This window comes from Heyndrickxia coagulans DSM 1 = ATCC 7050 (genome assembly GCF_000290615.1).
GTDB lineage: Bacteria > Bacillota > Bacilli > Bacillales > Bacillaceae_C > Weizmannia > Weizmannia coagulans.
On record NZ_ALAS01000131.1, the window covers coordinates 1 to 14827 of the forward strand.

Consider the following 14827-nt stretch of genomic DNA (forward strand, 5'->3'; position numbering starts at 1 on the left):
ATTCGCCCACAAGCGTACATTTAAATGATAGAGCGTCTTCCCATTTTTTTCCACTCATCTGCCCTTCGAGTAAAATTTTACACATACCAGAGTGCATACATGCAGGGCACCCTGTTTTGTGGTAAACTATAACAATGCAGGCCTGCTCTGCTTTCCATGTACCCTGTCTTATAGTACAATGGCGATAGCAGGTCAAATCCGGTTTGGAAACAGTGAAGATAAGGGGGAGCGATTTATGCCGATTGAAATAAATACGCATTACGGAAAAATTGATATATCGAATGAAGTCGTCGCCACAATTGCGGGAGGTGCCGCCATTGACTGCTTCGGCATTGTCGGAATGGCCTCGAAAAATCAAATTAAAGACGGCATTACAGAAATCCTGCGCAAAGAAAACTTCTCGAGGGGCGTCATTGTGCGTCAACAGGATGAAAGAGTGGAAATTGACATGTATATTATTGTGGGCTACGGGACAAAAATTTCCGAAATTGCCCGCAACGTCCAGCAAAAAGTAAAATATACGCTGAATCAAACAGTCGGCTTATCAGTTGACGCCATTAATATTTACGTTCAGGGCGTGCGTGTCGCGAACCCGTAACGAGGAGGAAATTTTGTGGTTACATCACTGGATGGAAAGCGTTTTGCAGAAATGGTCATACAAGGGGCGAACCATCTTGCGGCAAACGCCAAGACGGTTGACGCCCTGAATGTATTCCCTGTCCCTGATGGCGATACGGGAACAAATATGAATTTAACGATGACTTCCGGTGCAAAGGAAGTGCAAAAAAATGTCCAGGCGCATATCGGTGCGGTTGCCGCAAGCTTTGCAAAAGGGCTGCTGATGGGCGCGCGGGGAAATTCGGGCGTGATTCTGTCCCAGCTGTTCCGCGGCTTCTCCAAATCGATTGAAACAAAAGCGCATATCTCCGCAAAAGAGTTTGCAGCGGCTTTTCAGGCCGGGGTCGAGAGCGCTTTTAAGGCAATCATGAAGCCGGTTGAAGGAACGATTCTCACGGTTGCAAGGGAAGCGGCCAAAAAAGGTGTGCAAACGGCGAAAACCGAAAAAGATCTGACGGCAGTCATGGAAGCGATCCTCGGGGAAGCGAAAACGACGCTGAGCCGGACGCCGGACATGTTGCCGGTGTTAAAAGAAGTCGGCGTGGTCGACAGCGGCGGCCAGGGGCTTGTTTTTATTTATGAAGGTTTTCTTGCCGAGTTAAAAGGGGAAGAGCTGCCGGATACACCGTCCGTCATCCCGTCAATGGACGAGCTCGTAAACGCCGAACACCATAAGCATGTGCAGGACTTTATGCGTACGGAGGATATCAAATATGGGTACTGCACGGAAATCATGGTCAGGCTCGACCGCTCGAAACCGTCCGCCAAGGCATTCTCAGAGGAGCGGTTCCGCAGTGATATGAGCCGCTTCGGGGATTCCCTCCTTGTCATTTCGGATGATGATATCGTTAAAGTCCATGTCCACACTGAGCGCCCGGGGGATGTTTTGAACTATGGACAGCAATACGGCAGCCTCATTAAATTAAAAGTGGACAATATGCGTGAGCAGCACAGCGCGATCGTCGGCGAAACGCATCATGCGCTTGTTGGCGAAAACGGAGCGGAACGGGAGAAAAAAGAAAAGAAAGACTACGGTGTGATTACGGTTGCCATGGGGGACGGAATCGCTGCGCTGTTTAAAAGCATCGGCGCCGATGTTGTCATTGAAGGCGGCCAGACGATGAACCCGAGCACCGAGGACATATTGAAAGCCATTGAAGAGGCGAACGCAAAACAAATCATCATTTTGCCGAACAATAAAAATATCATCATGGCAAGCGAGCAGGCAGCTGAACTGGCGGAAGAAAAAGTAGCCATTGTCCCGTCTAAAACCGTGCCGCAGGGAATGGCGGCGCTGCTCGCATTTAACCCCGGGCAGCCGCTTGACAAAAACGTCCAAGCAATGGAAGAAGCGCTCGGCCGCGTGAAATCCGGCCAGGTCACCAATGCGGTCAGGGATACGAATATTGACGGCATCTCCATCAAAAAAGGGGATTATATGGGCATTTATGAAGGGAAAATCGTCAAAACGAGCCCTGCCCTGTTGGAAGCATCCGGGCAGCTGCTTTCGCACATGATCGGCGCAGAAGATGAAATTGCCACCGTCATATACGGAAAAGATGTCAGCAAGGAGCAGGTTGGCGAACTCGTTTCCTATATCGAAACCAACTGGCCGGAGATGGAAATTGAAGTCCATGAAGGCAGGCAGCCGTTATATTCCTTTATTTTTGCAGTGGAATAAGGGTGCTTGCCTGCATACTATAAAGAGAGCTTGCTGAATACGAAAAAGTGCACCATTTGCTGCCGTTTGTTTTCATCTGTTGCAGCGCTTTTAAAAGTGCAAAGCTTTCACCCATCTTTTGCTCCATTGTTGTAAAAAGGCTTAGGATGCCTGGCGAACCGGCCAAACCAACATCCGGTTTTGCCCGGCAAGCTTTAAAATCAGCACAACGGCGGGTGCGGCCTGAAAAACGGCGCGCGCCCGCCGGCAATTGAAATTACGGAAAAAGCACAATAATGTGGGTGTGATGCGCAATGAAATATAAAAGTGTTTTTGATATTATCGGCCCGGTTATGATCGGGCCCTCAAGCTCCCATACGGCAGGTGCCGCGCGCATCGGCCGGGTGGCGAGAAGCTTATTCGGCAGGCAGCCAAAATGGGCAGACATCCATTTTTACGGATCGTTCGCGAGCACCTATAAAGGGCATGGCACAGACGTTGCCATTGTCGGCGGCCTGCTTGATTTTGACACGGATGATGAACGGATCAAATCTTCTCTTCAGATTGCGGAACAGCTCGGGCTTACGGTGAAGTTTCTCGTGGAAAGTGCCGTCCCGGACCACCCGAATACGGTTAGGATCCGGATGGGCGACGCATCGGGAGATATGGAACTGACCGGCATCTCAATCGGCGGCGGAAAAATTGAAGTGACAGAACTGAACGGCTTTGAGTTGCACTTATCCGGCCACCACCCGGCCATTCTTGTCGTCCACCAGGATCGCTACGGGGCGATTGCGGCCGTATCCAATATTTTATCGGCACATGAAATCAATATCGGCCATATGGAAGTGTCGCGCAAAGAAGCCGGAAAGATGGCATTGATGGCCATCGAAGTGGACCAGAATCTCGATGATGCCGTCATTGAAGAAATCAAGCGGCTCCCGAACATTACCCAGGTTGCAAGAGTTGTAGATTAGATGTGAGAAAAAGGCGCAGCTGCTAAGCAGGTGGCGCTTTCTTTTGGCTGTCTTTTGAAATGTGCGTGCATCCTTGCCTGTGCCAGGAGAAGCAGCATGGATATTGAAGGAGGGTAATGATGTTTCGGAATGTTGCTGAGCTTGTAGAACTGGCCGAACAGCAAAATAAAAAAATTTCGGAAATTATGATAGAGCAGGAAATGGAAGTAACCGGAAAATCCAGGGAAGCCATCATAAAAAAGATGGATGAAAATCTGGCTGTTATGGAAAAAGCAGTTGAAAAAGGAATTGCCGGTGTCCACTCCCACTCGGGGCTTACGGGCGGCGATGCCGTGCTGCTACAAAAATATATTGAAAAAGGCAATTTCTTATCTGGCGCAACCATTTTGGATGCCGTCAGCAAAGCCGTTGCGACAAATGAAGTGAACGCGGCAATGGGAACGATTTGCGCAACGCCGACGGCCGGTTCTGCCGGCGTTGTGCCGGGAACGCTCTTTGCGGTCAAAAACAAGTTGCACCCGACGCGTGAAGAAATGGTCCGTTTCTTATTTACATCCGGCGCATTCGGATTTGTGGTGGCCAATAATGCGTTTATTTCCGGCGCAGCAGGCGGCTGCCAGGCAGAAGTCGGATCAGCTGCCGGGATGGCTGCCGCGGCCATTGTCGAGATGGCGGGCGGCACACCGGAACAATGCGCCCATGCAATGGCCATTACTTTGAAAAATATGATCGGCCTGGTGTGCGATCCTGTGGCCGGCCTTGTGGAAGTGCCATGCGTGAAACGGAATGCAATGGGAGCAGCCAATGCGATGGTTGCGGCAGATATGGCGCTTGCCGGCATTAAAAGCCGGATCCCTTGCGATGAAGTGATTGATGCGATGTACCGCGTCGGGCAGCAGATGCCGACTGCGCTCAAAGAAACGGCGCGTGGAGGCCTGGCGGATACGCCGACCGCCCGGAAACTGGAAGCAAAAATTTTCGGTATGCCGCTTGATCTGCATGAATAGCCCGCTTGATCAGTCGGTAACCGTCTTAAAAGGGATCGGCGAAGAAACGGAAGCAAGTCTCGGGCAGATGGGGATTTTCACCATTTATGACCTGCTTACTTATTTCCCTTTCCGGTATGAAGATGACCGGCTCAAAGATTTGCGTGAAGTCCGGCATGATGAACGGGTGACGGTGACGGGGAGGGTGCATAGCGAACCCTCCCTCATCTATTATTCAAAAAAACGGTCACGCCTGTCGATGAAAGTGTTCGCAGGCGATTTTCTCATTACGGTTGTCTGTTTTAACCGGCCGTATCTGAAAAAGAAAATCCATATTCATGATGAAATTACGGTTACCGGAAAATGGGACATGCACCGGCAGACGATTACGGCCCAATCCTTAAAAACAGGCACGGCCGATCAAACGTCCGGATTCGGGCCGGTCTATGCTGTGAAAGGAAAAATGACGGTAAAAACGTTACGAAAATACATCGAGTCTGCTTTTCGCGCGTTTGGCGGCGAAATCGAAGAAGTTCTGCCGGCAGAAATGCTTGCAAAATATAAATTAATGCCGAAAAAGCAGGCCATGTATGCGATGCACTTCCCAAAATCGGAACAGGAAGTGAAAATGGCAAGAAGGACCATTGTATACGAAGAGTTTTTGGCTTTTCAGCTGAAGATGCAGGCGTTAAGGAAATTCGAGCGCGAACATTCAAACGGCCGGGCCATCCGCTATGATGTGCGGAAATTAAGAAATTTTATCGGCTCCTTGCCGTTTCCATTGACGGACGCCCAGAAAAGAGTGGTAAACGAAATTTGCGCGGACATGAAGTCTCCGTTCCGTATGAACCGTCTGCTCCAGGGGGATGTCGGCTCCGGGAAAACGGTCGTCGCTGCGATAGCACTATACGCTGCGGTGACGGCGGGATTTCAGGGGGCGTTGATGGTACCGACGGAAATTCTTGCCGAGCAGCATGCCGAATCGCTTTGCCAGCTGCTCGAACCGCACGGCGTCCGGGTCGCTTTACTGACGAGCACTGTAAAAGGGAAACGGAGAAAAGCGCTTTTGGAACAGCTCGGTACAGGCGGCGTCGATATTTTAATCGGCACGCATGCTTTAATCCAGGAAGATGTGGCATTTTCCCGGCTCGGCCTTGTGATCACGGATGAACAGCACCGGTTCGGGGTTGAGCAAAGACGGATCCTCCGTGAAAAAGGGATGAATCCGGATGTGCTTTTTATGACGGCAACGCCCATTCCGCGGACGCTTGCCATCACCGTGTTTGGCGAAATGGATGTTTCTGTTATTGACCAGATGCCGGCCGGCCGCAAAAAGATTGAAACGTACTGGGTGAAAAACAATCAGTTCGAAAGGGTGCTCAGCTTTATCGAAAAAGAGCTCAAAAAAGGTAGACAGGCGTATGTCATCTGTCCGCTCATCGAGGAATCCGATAAGCTTGACGTCCAGAACGCGATTGATGTGTATGCCATTTTAAACCAATATTTTAATGGCCGGTATATAGCCGGGCTGATGCATGGCAGGCTGCCGGGCGATGAAAAGGAAGCGGTCATGAAAGCGTTCAGCCGCAACGAAATCCAGGTGCTTGTGTCAACAACGGTTGTCGAAGTCGGCGTCAATGTGCCGAATGCGACCATTATGGTCATTTATGATGCCGAACGGTTCGGCCTTGCCCAGCTTCACCAGTTGCGCGGCCGCGTCGGCAGGGGCGATGCGCAATCGTATTGTATTTTGCTCGCTGACCCGAAAACGGAAATCGGCAAAGAGCGGATGAAAATTATGACGGAAACGGACAACGGCTTTGTTTTGAGCGAAAAAGACCTCGAGCTTCGCGGGCCTGGCGATTTTTTCGGAAAAAAACAAAGCGGGCTGCCGGAGTTTAAAGTGGCCGATATGGTCCATGATTTCCGGGCGCTTGAAACAGCCAGGCAGGATGCACAGCAATTGATCAGTTCCGATGCATTCTGGCATGGCCCGGCCTTTTCGCATTTGCGGAACCAGCTTGAAGCATCAGGTGTGCTGGAAGGGGAAAAACTGGACTAAAGGAAGTTTGCGTTTTGCCAGGGCAGCTATTGGCAATTCTTGCAAACTTCCTATTCTTTCTATATACTACGATTAGTACCAAGTCCTAAAATTTCGGATGGTGTCACCCATGAAAATGAAAAAAAAGGACCGGCAGCAAAGTTTGCAGGAAACCATTAGGCGGAATCCTTTTATTACAGATGAAGAACTGGCGGATAAATATCATGTCAGCGTGCAGACGATCCGCCTTGACCGGCTGGAACTTTCCATTCCGGAACTGCGGGAAAGGATCAAAAACGTTGCTGAAAAGCGGTTCGCAAATGAAGTAAGAGCGCTGCCGATTGAAGAAGTCATCGGGGAAGTGATCGATATCGAACTGGATCACAGCGCCATCTCTATTTTTGATGTCAAAAAAGAACACGTTTTTAAGCGAAACGCCATCGCCCGCGGGCATCATCTGTTTGCACAGGCCAACTCGCTTGCCGTTGCCGTCATTGATGATGAACTTGCCCTCACGGCGAAAGCCACCATCCGGTTTTTGCGGTCCGTGAAAATCGGCGACCGCGTCATTGCCAAGGCAAAAGTGGCGAACGTCAATCAGGAAAACGGCAGAACGACGGTGTTTGTTGAAAGTTATGTCGGCCGTGACCTCGTCTTTAAAGGCGAATTTGAAATGTACCGGGATCATGCCGGAAAAGAAGAGAATGCTTAATGCCGCTTCACGCGGACAGGTGAACCATTTTCCCAGGGACCGGCAACCCCGGTTGCCGCACGGCCGGGAAAACTTTCACACGGGAAAAGCTTGATTTAGAAACGGGGCTGAATAGAATGAAATTAGCAATTGACGCAATGGGCGGGGATTATGCCCCAAAAGAAATTGTACTGGGCATTAACAAGGCTGTAAACGCATTTCCGGACACAGAGTTTATCCTGTTCGGGGATGAAACGCAAGTCAGGAAGGAACTGGAAACGTCCAGCCGCGTTGTCGTTGTCCATACCGATGAGGTAATATCCGGGACAGACGAGCCGGTGCGGGCCGTCCGCCGCAAAAAAAATTCTTCCATGGTGCGCATGGCCCAGGCCGTGAAAGACGGGGAAGCGGATGCGTGCATCTCGGCCGGAAATACGGGCGCTTTAATGGCATCCGGCCTCTTTGTGGTCGGCAGGATTGAAGGGATTGAAAGGCCGGCCCTTGCCCCGGTGCTCCCGACAACGGACGGGCGCGGTTTTATCATGCTCGATCTTGGTGCAAACGCGGAAGCCAAGCCGGAACATTTGCTGCAGTTTGCCATCATGGGCTCGCTGTATGCCGAAAAGGTAAGAGGCTTAAAAAATCCGCGCGTCGGCCTCTTAAATATCGGGACGGAAGAAAAGAAAGGCAATGAATTAACAAAAAAAGCATTTCAACTTTTAAAAGAAACCGATTTGAATTTTACCGGCAATGTCGAAGCCCGCGATCTGCTCGAGGGGGTGGCGGATGTCGTCGTCACAGACGGGTTTACCGGCAATATGGTGTTAAAAACGATTGAAGGCACGGCCGGATCCTTGTTTTCCATGATCAAAAAAGTGTTCATGCACAATTTGAAGACAAAATTGGCCGCTGCAATGATCAAATCAGAACTGTCGGGCCTGAAAAATATCATGGATTACTCGGAATACGGGGGATCGGGCTTAATGGGGCTGAATGCGCCGGTCATCAAAGCGCACGGTTCCTCAAACGCCAATGCAATTTACAATGCAGTGCGGCAGGCGCGTGAAATGGTGCAGTCTGACGTCATCGGCAAAATCAAACACGCAATTCAACAACTTGAACAAAAGTAAGGATGGAGGAAAAAAGATGGGGAAAATAGCGTTTGTCTTCCCGGGGCAGGGATCCCAGACGGTTGGCATGGGGCAGTCGGTCGCCGGTGCAAATGAAAAAGCGGCGGCTGTTTTTCAAAAAGCAGACGAAAAGCTCGGGATGGACTTATCCGGGCTCATTCAAAACGGCCCGCTGGACAAACTGACCCGTACCGAAAATGCCCAGCCGGCGCTTTTATCGGTAAGCACTGCCATTTTACAGGTGCTTCAGGAAGCGGGCATCCATGCAGATTTCACAGCCGGGCACAGCCTTGGCGAGTATTCGGCGCTTGTGGCAGCCGGCGCTTTGTCCTTCGAAGATGCCGTATATGCGGTGCGCAAACGCGGGGAATACATGGATGAAGCATTCCCGAACGGTGCCGGGGCAATGTCCGCCGTGCTCGGGCTCGGCCGCGGCGTGCTGCAGGAAGTCGCAGAAGAAGTGAGCAGTGAAGGGGAAACGGTCCAGCTCGCGAATTTGAACTGTCCCGGACAGATTGTTATTTCCGGGACAGCGGCCGGAATTGAAAAAGCGGGCGCCCTTGCAAAGGAAAGAGGGGCGAAACGCGTCCTCCCGCTTCAGGTAAGCGGGCCATTCCACTCCAAATTGATGGAGCCGGCAGCGGAAAAGTTTAAGGCGGTTCTTGACGGAATTGCAATCCGGGATGCGGCGGTTCCTGTGATCGCCAATGTCGATGCCGAAGTGGAAACGGGCGCTGTGGACATCAAAGCAAAATTAATCCGCCAGCTCTATTCCCCTGTTTTATGGGAAGATTCCGTTAAAAAAATGATCAGCCTCGGCGTTGATACCTTTATTGAAGTCGGGCCGGGCAAAGTGCTATCCGGATTAATCCGGAAAATTGACCGCAGCGTAAAAACATATGCCGTCCAGGATATGGAAACCCTGGAAGCTGCGGTTGGCGCGCTGCAAAAATAATGGAGGAGGAGACCGAATGCTTTTAAAAGACAAAGTTGCGCTTGTGACCGGCGCGTCACGTGGCATCGGCCGTGAAATCGCGCTTGCGTTTGCCGCTTCCGGCGCGCATATTGCGGTCAATTATGCAGGAAATGCTGAAAAAGCGGAAGAAGTGGCAAACGCCGTCCGTTCTTTCGGTGTGGAAGCTTTTGCCATCCGGGCAGATGTTTCGAATGAAACGGAAGTACAGGAAATGTTCAGGCAGGTGCTGGAAAAATTCGGCAAACTTGATATATTGGTGAATAACGCCGGCATCACCAGGGATAACCTTTTGATGAGGATGAAAGAAGCAGAATGGGATGCCGTCATCGATACCAATTTGAAAGGGGTCTTCCTGTGCACAAAAGCGGCGGCGCGGCCGATGATGAAGCAGCGGAGCGGCAAGATCATTAATATTGCCTCGGTTGTCGGCATCAGCGGCAACCCCGGCCAGGCCAATTATACCGCTGCCAAAGCCGGTGCCATCGGGCTAACGAAAACGGCGGCGCGTGAACTGGCAAGCCGCGGCATTACCGTAAATGCCATTGCCCCGGGCATGATTGAGACGGATATGACGGATAAACTGCCGGAAGACATTAAAGAAGGCATGCTGGGCCAAATCCCGCTTTCCCGTTTCGGCAAGCCAGAAGATGTGGCAAAGACTGCCCTGTTTTTGGCAAGCAGCAGTTCCGACTACATTACTGGGCAAACGATCCACGTTGACGGCGGAATGGTGATGTAACGTTTGCAGCAAAGCTTGATTTTAACTTTCGCTTTATTAATTATAAAAAATCCTCTATAATACCTTGAGGGGAGGTGAACCGCATGGCAGACGTATTAGAGCGTGTGACAAAGATCATCGTTGACCGCCTTGGTGTCGAAGAATCCAAAGTTACACTGGAAGCGAAATTCAAAGAAGATCTTGGCGCTGATTCCCTTGATGTAGTGGAATTGGTGATGGAATTGGAAGATGAATTCGGAATGGAAATTTCCGACGAGGATGCTGAGAAGATTGTAACAGTGGGTGACGCTGTAAATTACATACAAAATCAGCAGTAATCGTCTTCATGTAAAATGTCCCGCCCCATAAGCGGGACATTTTTCTCTAATCCGGCCTGAGGATGGTAAATGGGCAAAAAATGCAACCCCTTTTTGCCTATTTACGACCGCCCGGGTCCCGAAGATGCCTTTGCGTTCAGCAGTATTTTTCTATATATTTAAGTTAAGTGAAACTACATCAAGATATCGGGTGGATGAACGATGGTAAAAAAAATAAAATCAGATGAAGAACATGTAGTAAACAAATTTGGCAAGCTGCAGGAACAGCTTGGGATTCATTTTCAAGACGGAAACCTGCTGAAACAGGCCTTTACGCATTCCTCCTATGTGAACGAGCATCCGGAAAAGCGCAGTCACGACAATGAAAGGCTTGAATTTTTAGGCGATGCCGTCCTGGAATTGACCGTTTCCCATTATTTATTTAAGCGGTTCCCGTCGATGAACGAAGGGGAAATGACGAAATTGCGGGCGTCCGTCGTCTGTGAGCCGTCTCTTGTCATTTTTGCCAATGAGCTGCACTTTGGCGAGTATATCCTGCTCGGCAAAGGCGAGGAAATGACCGGCGGCAGAACGCGCCCGGCCCTTTTAGCCGATGTGTTTGAAGCGTTTATCGGCGCGCTTTATTTGGACAAGGGGTTAAAGGCTGTTGTTTCCCTCCTTGAAAAAGTCGTATTCCCGAAAATAGACGAAGGGCTCTTCAGCAGCACGGCGGATTATAAAAGCAAGTTGCAGGAGTACGTCCAAAAAAGAACATCCGGTGTGTTGGAATACACGATTCTCGATGAACGCGGCCCTGCGCATGACAAGGAGTTCGTCTCCAGAGTGTCGCTGAACAGCAAGGCGCTCGGGACAGGAAAAGGCCGCTCCAAAAAAGAAGCGGAACAGCAGGCTGCGCAAACGGCTTTATCCAATTTGCAGAAAGAAGAAAAAAAGAAGCCGTGAGGAATGGAGGGGGAATGGATTGTTTCTGAAACGTCTCGACGTGATCGGATTTAAGTCATTTGCGGACCGGATTTCCATAGAATTTGTCCCAGGCGTGACAGCGGTTGTCGGCCCGAACGGCAGCGGCAAAAGCAATGTGATCGACGCCGTCCGCTGGGTGCTCGGTGAACAATCAGCGAAAAGCCTGCGCGGCGGAAAGATGGAAGATGTCATCTTTGCCGGCAGCGATACAAGAAAACCGTTGAATTTTGCAGAAGTGACGTTAACGCTTGAAAACGAAGGCCGCGCCCTTCCGATCGATTACCAGGAAGTGAGCGTGACAAGGCGGGTATACCGTTCAGGGGAAAGCGAGTTTTACATCAATAAACAGCAGTGCCGGTTGAAGGATATCGTGGAATTGTTTATGGATTCCGGCCTTGGCAAAGAAGCTTTTTCCATCATCAGCCAGGGAAAAGTGGAAGAAATTTTAAACAGCAAAGCGGAAGAACGCCGCAGCATTTTTGAAGAGGCAGCCGGCGTTTTAAAATATAAGACGCGCAAGAAAAAGGCGGAAGTGAAGCTTGCCGAAACGCAGGATAACTTAAACCGTGTCAGCGACATTCTCTATGAACTGGAAAGCCAGCTTGAGCCGCTGAAAATGCAGGCATCGGTCGCAAAAGATTATCTGGAACAAAAGGAAACATTGAAAAATTATGAAATTGCCGTTTTGGCGTATGAGATAGAATCGCTGCATGGCGAGTGGGAATCGCTTAAGTCGCAGCTTGAAGCGCACCGGGACAAAGAAGCGGGGCTCTCTTCCGAAATCCGCAAACAGGAAGCGCAGCTGGAAGAAAAGCGCAATCAGCTGGATGCGCTCGATGAATCGATTCAAGATTTGCAGAATGTGCTGCTTGCAGCGACAGAAGAGCTGGAAAAACTCGAAGGGCAAAAAGAAGTGCTGAAAGAACGCAAAAAAAATGTCAGCGAGAACAAAGCCCAGCTTGAAAAAAATATAAAAGAAGCGGAGAACACCTTAAAAGAACTGGAAGCCCAAAAGGAAAAGATTTTGCAAACGGCGGCGGAAAATGAACAAGCCTTATCGGCCCTGAAAGAAAGCGTGAAAGAGAAGGAAGCGGGCCTTTTCCGCCTCAGCACGAATCTGGAGGAAAAAATTGAGTCTTTAAAAAGCGACTATATTGAACTGCTGAACGAGCAGGCAAGCGGAAAAAATGAAAAGCGCATGCTCGTGCAGCAGATGCAAACGTCGTTAAACCGCCTCAGCCGGCTTGAAGCCGACAACCGGAAATATGTCGAAGAACGGGAAAAGGTGCGGGAAAAGAAAAAAATGGCGGCCGGCCGCCTTGCAGAAATCAAACAGGAGCTGGAAGCGGCTGCCGGTGCCTATATGGAAAAACAAAGGCAGCTGGAGTCCGTCAACAGCCGGTATCAAAAACAGGAGTCCAATCTGTATCAGGCATACCAATATTTGCAAAAAGCGAAATCACGCAAAGAAACGCTTGAAGAGATGGAAGAGGATTATACCGGCTTTTACCAGGGCGTGCGCGAAATTTTGAAAGCCCGTGGCAAAAAGCTGGAAGGCATTGAAGGCGCTGTGGCCGAGCTGGTCCGGGTGCCCGCGCCTTACGAAAAAGCGGTTGAAACTGCACTGGGTGCTTCGATGCAGCATATTGTGACAAAAACGGAACGGCATGCACGCTGTGCCATTGCATTTTTAAAAGAGCGGAAGGCCGGGCGGGCGACTTTTTTGCCGCTCGATATTATCAAGCCCCGGGCCATTCCGGAAGCAAGCCTCAAACCGCTCCGCAATGAAGAGGCATACGTCGGCGTGTGCGCGGAGCTTGTCCGCTTTGAAAGCCGCTACCAATCCATTGTGTCCAATCTGCTCGGCCATGTCCTTGTTGTCCGTGATTTAAAAAGTGCAAACAAAATCGCCAAAATGCTCGGGTACCGCTACCGCATCGTGACGCTTGACGGGGATGTCGTCAATCCGGGCGGCTCGATGACAGGCGGGGCTTCGAAACAAAACAGCGTGTCGCTCCTTTCGAGAAAAAGCGAACTGGAAGCACTAAAAGAAAAGCTTGCCGGGATGGAAAAAACAACGATGGCGCTTGAAACGGAAGTCAAAGCATTAAAAGCCGAAGTTTCCCGCGTGCAACAGGAGCTGGATGAAGCGAGGAAAAACGGCGAAGCGCTGAGGCTTGGGGAACAGCAGGCGAAAGCGGAACTGGAACGGCTTGCGGTTGAAGAAAAAAATCTGGATGAGCACCTGCTCGTCTACGATATGGAAAAACAAGAGGCGGAAAAACAGCAGGATGAAGCCCGCAAACGGGTCGGCGAACTGGAAAACATGCTGGCGCGTACTGGCGAAAAAGCGCAGGAATTGGAAGCGGAAATTGAAGCCCTGACCGTAAAGAAAAACGATGATTCGACGGCAAAAAGCCGGCTCCAGGGCGAACTCAGCGATTTAAAATCAACGCTTGCCGTAAAGATGGAGCAGGCGGCGCGCGACCGAGAAGAACTTGCGCGGCTGGACCGCGAAATCAAGGAGTGGGCGGCACGTAAAGCGCGTTATGATGAGCAGTACCACTTTCTTACGGACGAATCGGAGAAGCACCACATGTCGGAAAGCGAACTGGCGGAAGCGGCTGAACAAAAAGCGCGTGACAAAAATGATACGCTCGCCTTTATCGCCGTGCGCAGGGAAGAACGGGCCCGGCTGACAGCAGAGATGGAAGACCTGGAACGCGGCCTGAAAGAATGGAAACGGCAGCAAAAAGGGCTCCAGCAGGCCATTCAGGATGAAGAAGTCAAAGCAAACCGGCTGGATGTGGAACTTGAGAACCGGCTTCAAAGGCTCCGCGAAGAATACACGCTCACCTTTGAAGCCGCGAAAGAAGCCCGCCCGCTCAATGTTTCCCTGGAGGAAGCGCGCAAAAAAGTGAAGTTGATCAAACTGTCGATTGATGAGCTTGGCGCCGTCAATCTCGGCGCGATCGAAGAATATGAGCGCGTATCGGAACGCTACCGGTTCTTAAAAGAACAGGAGACCGACCTGCTTGAAGCAAAAGACACCCTTGACCAGGTAATTACGGAAATGGACGGCGAAATGGTCCGCCGTTTCGATGAGACGTTTAATGCCATCCGGAACGAATTCGAACCGGTTTTCCGAGAGCTTTTCGGCGGCGGGAGAGCGGACTTGAGGCTGACGGACCCGAAAGATTTGCTTACGACAGGCGTGGAAATTTTCGCGCAGCCGCCGGGGAAAAAACTGCAAAATCTCGGGCTGCTTTCAGGCGGCGAAAGAGCGCTGACCGCGATCGCGCTTTTGTTTGCGATTTTGCGTGTGCGCCCTGTGCCGTTTTGCATTCTCGATGAAGTGGAAGCCGCGCTGGATGAAGCCAATGTATACCGGTTCAGCAAATATTTGAAACAATTCAGTGCGGAAACCCAGTTTATTGTCATCACCCACCGGAAAGGAACAATGGAAGAAGCGGACGTCCTTTACGGGGTGACGATGCAGGAATCCGGGGTATCGAAACTTGTGTCGGTCAAACTGGAAGAGTCAACCGATCTCGCTTTTCAAACGTCTTAAACAGGGCGAATCAGCGCCGGGTTTAAAAAGTAGCGCCCGTGCCAGAGCGGGCCGGCGGGATAAAAATCAGGGCGGCGTTCATTTCCAGGACCGCCCGGGCAGCTTTTATCCCGCACAAACTGACACGCAAATTCAGGAGAGCCAAAGGAAGTGGACAA

At 50.7% G+C, this 14827-nt stretch carries 12 protein-coding genes; all 12 read left to right on the forward strand.

All coding sequences use genetic code 11. The features are described 5' to 3' along the window. Nucleotides 1–235: 235 nt before the first annotated feature. The 12 genes from IC21_RS07125 (at nucleotide 236) to smc (ending at nucleotide 14669) form a co-directional block, all read left to right on the forward strand. On the forward strand, nucleotides 236–598 hold the full coding sequence (locus IC21_RS07125; protein ID WP_019722007.1) for an Asp23/Gls24 family envelope stress response protein: 363 nt from the start codon (nucleotides 236–238) through the stop codon (nucleotides 596–598). Between the two features lie 15 nt (nucleotides 599–613). After that, a complete protein-coding gene (locus IC21_RS07130) occupies nucleotides 614–2299 on the forward strand; it encodes a DAK2 domain-containing protein (RefSeq protein ID WP_017552955.1) in 1686 nt (561 codons plus the stop codon). Between the two features lie 293 nt (nucleotides 2300–2592). Further along, complete coding sequence (gene sdaAB, locus IC21_RS07135) at nucleotides 2593–3255, forward strand: L-serine ammonia-lyase, iron-sulfur-dependent subunit beta (RefSeq protein ID WP_013859048.1); 663 nt, start codon at nucleotides 2593–2595, stop codon at nucleotides 3253–3255. Nucleotides 3256–3374: 119 nt separating this feature from the next. Further along, nucleotides 3375–4262: an L-serine ammonia-lyase, iron-sulfur-dependent, subunit alpha gene (sdaAA, locus tag IC21_RS07140; protein ID WP_029142345.1), complete on the forward strand. Its 888-nt coding sequence runs from the start codon at nucleotides 3375–3377 to the stop codon at nucleotides 4260–4262. Further along, on the forward strand, nucleotides 4255–6303 hold the full coding sequence (gene recG, locus IC21_RS07145; RefSeq protein ID WP_029142346.1) for an ATP-dependent DNA helicase RecG: 2049 nt from the start codon (nucleotides 4255–4257) through the stop codon (nucleotides 6301–6303). Before sdaAA ends, recG begins: the two co-directional genes overlap by 8 nt. Before the next feature lie 109 nt (nucleotides 6304–6412). Then, nucleotides 6413–6994, forward strand: a complete 582-nt coding sequence (gene fapR, locus IC21_RS07150) for a transcription factor FapR (RefSeq protein ID WP_013859051.1) — start codon at nucleotides 6413–6415, stop codon at nucleotides 6992–6994. Between the two features lie 116 nt (nucleotides 6995–7110). Beyond that, nucleotides 7111–8103, forward strand: a complete 993-nt coding sequence (gene plsX, locus IC21_RS07155) for a phosphate acyltransferase PlsX (RefSeq protein WP_013859052.1) — start codon at nucleotides 7111–7113, stop codon at nucleotides 8101–8103. Between the two features lie 16 nt (nucleotides 8104–8119). After that, a complete protein-coding gene (fabD, locus tag IC21_RS07160; protein ID WP_029142347.1) occupies nucleotides 8120–9058 on the forward strand; it encodes an ACP S-malonyltransferase in 939 nt (312 codons plus the stop codon). Nucleotides 9059–9074: 16 nt separating this feature from the next. Further along, nucleotides 9075–9818, forward strand: coding sequence for a 3-oxoacyl-[acyl-carrier-protein] reductase (gene fabG / locus IC21_RS07165; protein ID WP_013859054.1), 744 nt, complete (start codon nucleotides 9075–9077; stop codon nucleotides 9816–9818). An 83-nt stretch (nucleotides 9819–9901) separates the two neighbouring features. Continuing rightward, entirely contained in the window at nucleotides 9902–10135 is a 234-nt protein-coding gene (gene acpP, locus IC21_RS07170; protein ID WP_014095485.1) for an acyl carrier protein, read from the forward strand. Nucleotides 10136–10336: 201 nt separating this feature from the next. Then, nucleotides 10337–11077 carry a ribonuclease III gene (gene rnc / locus IC21_RS07175; protein WP_017553263.1) on the forward strand — a complete coding sequence of 247 codons (741 nt, stop codon included), beginning with the start codon at nucleotides 10337–10339 and terminating at the stop codon, nucleotides 11075–11077. 19 nt (nucleotides 11078–11096) lie between these two features. After that, nucleotides 11097–14669, forward strand: coding sequence for a chromosome segregation protein SMC (smc, locus tag IC21_RS07180; protein WP_029142348.1), 3573 nt, complete (start codon nucleotides 11097–11099; stop codon nucleotides 14667–14669). The last annotated feature ends 158 nt before the right edge of the window (nucleotides 14670–14827 follow it).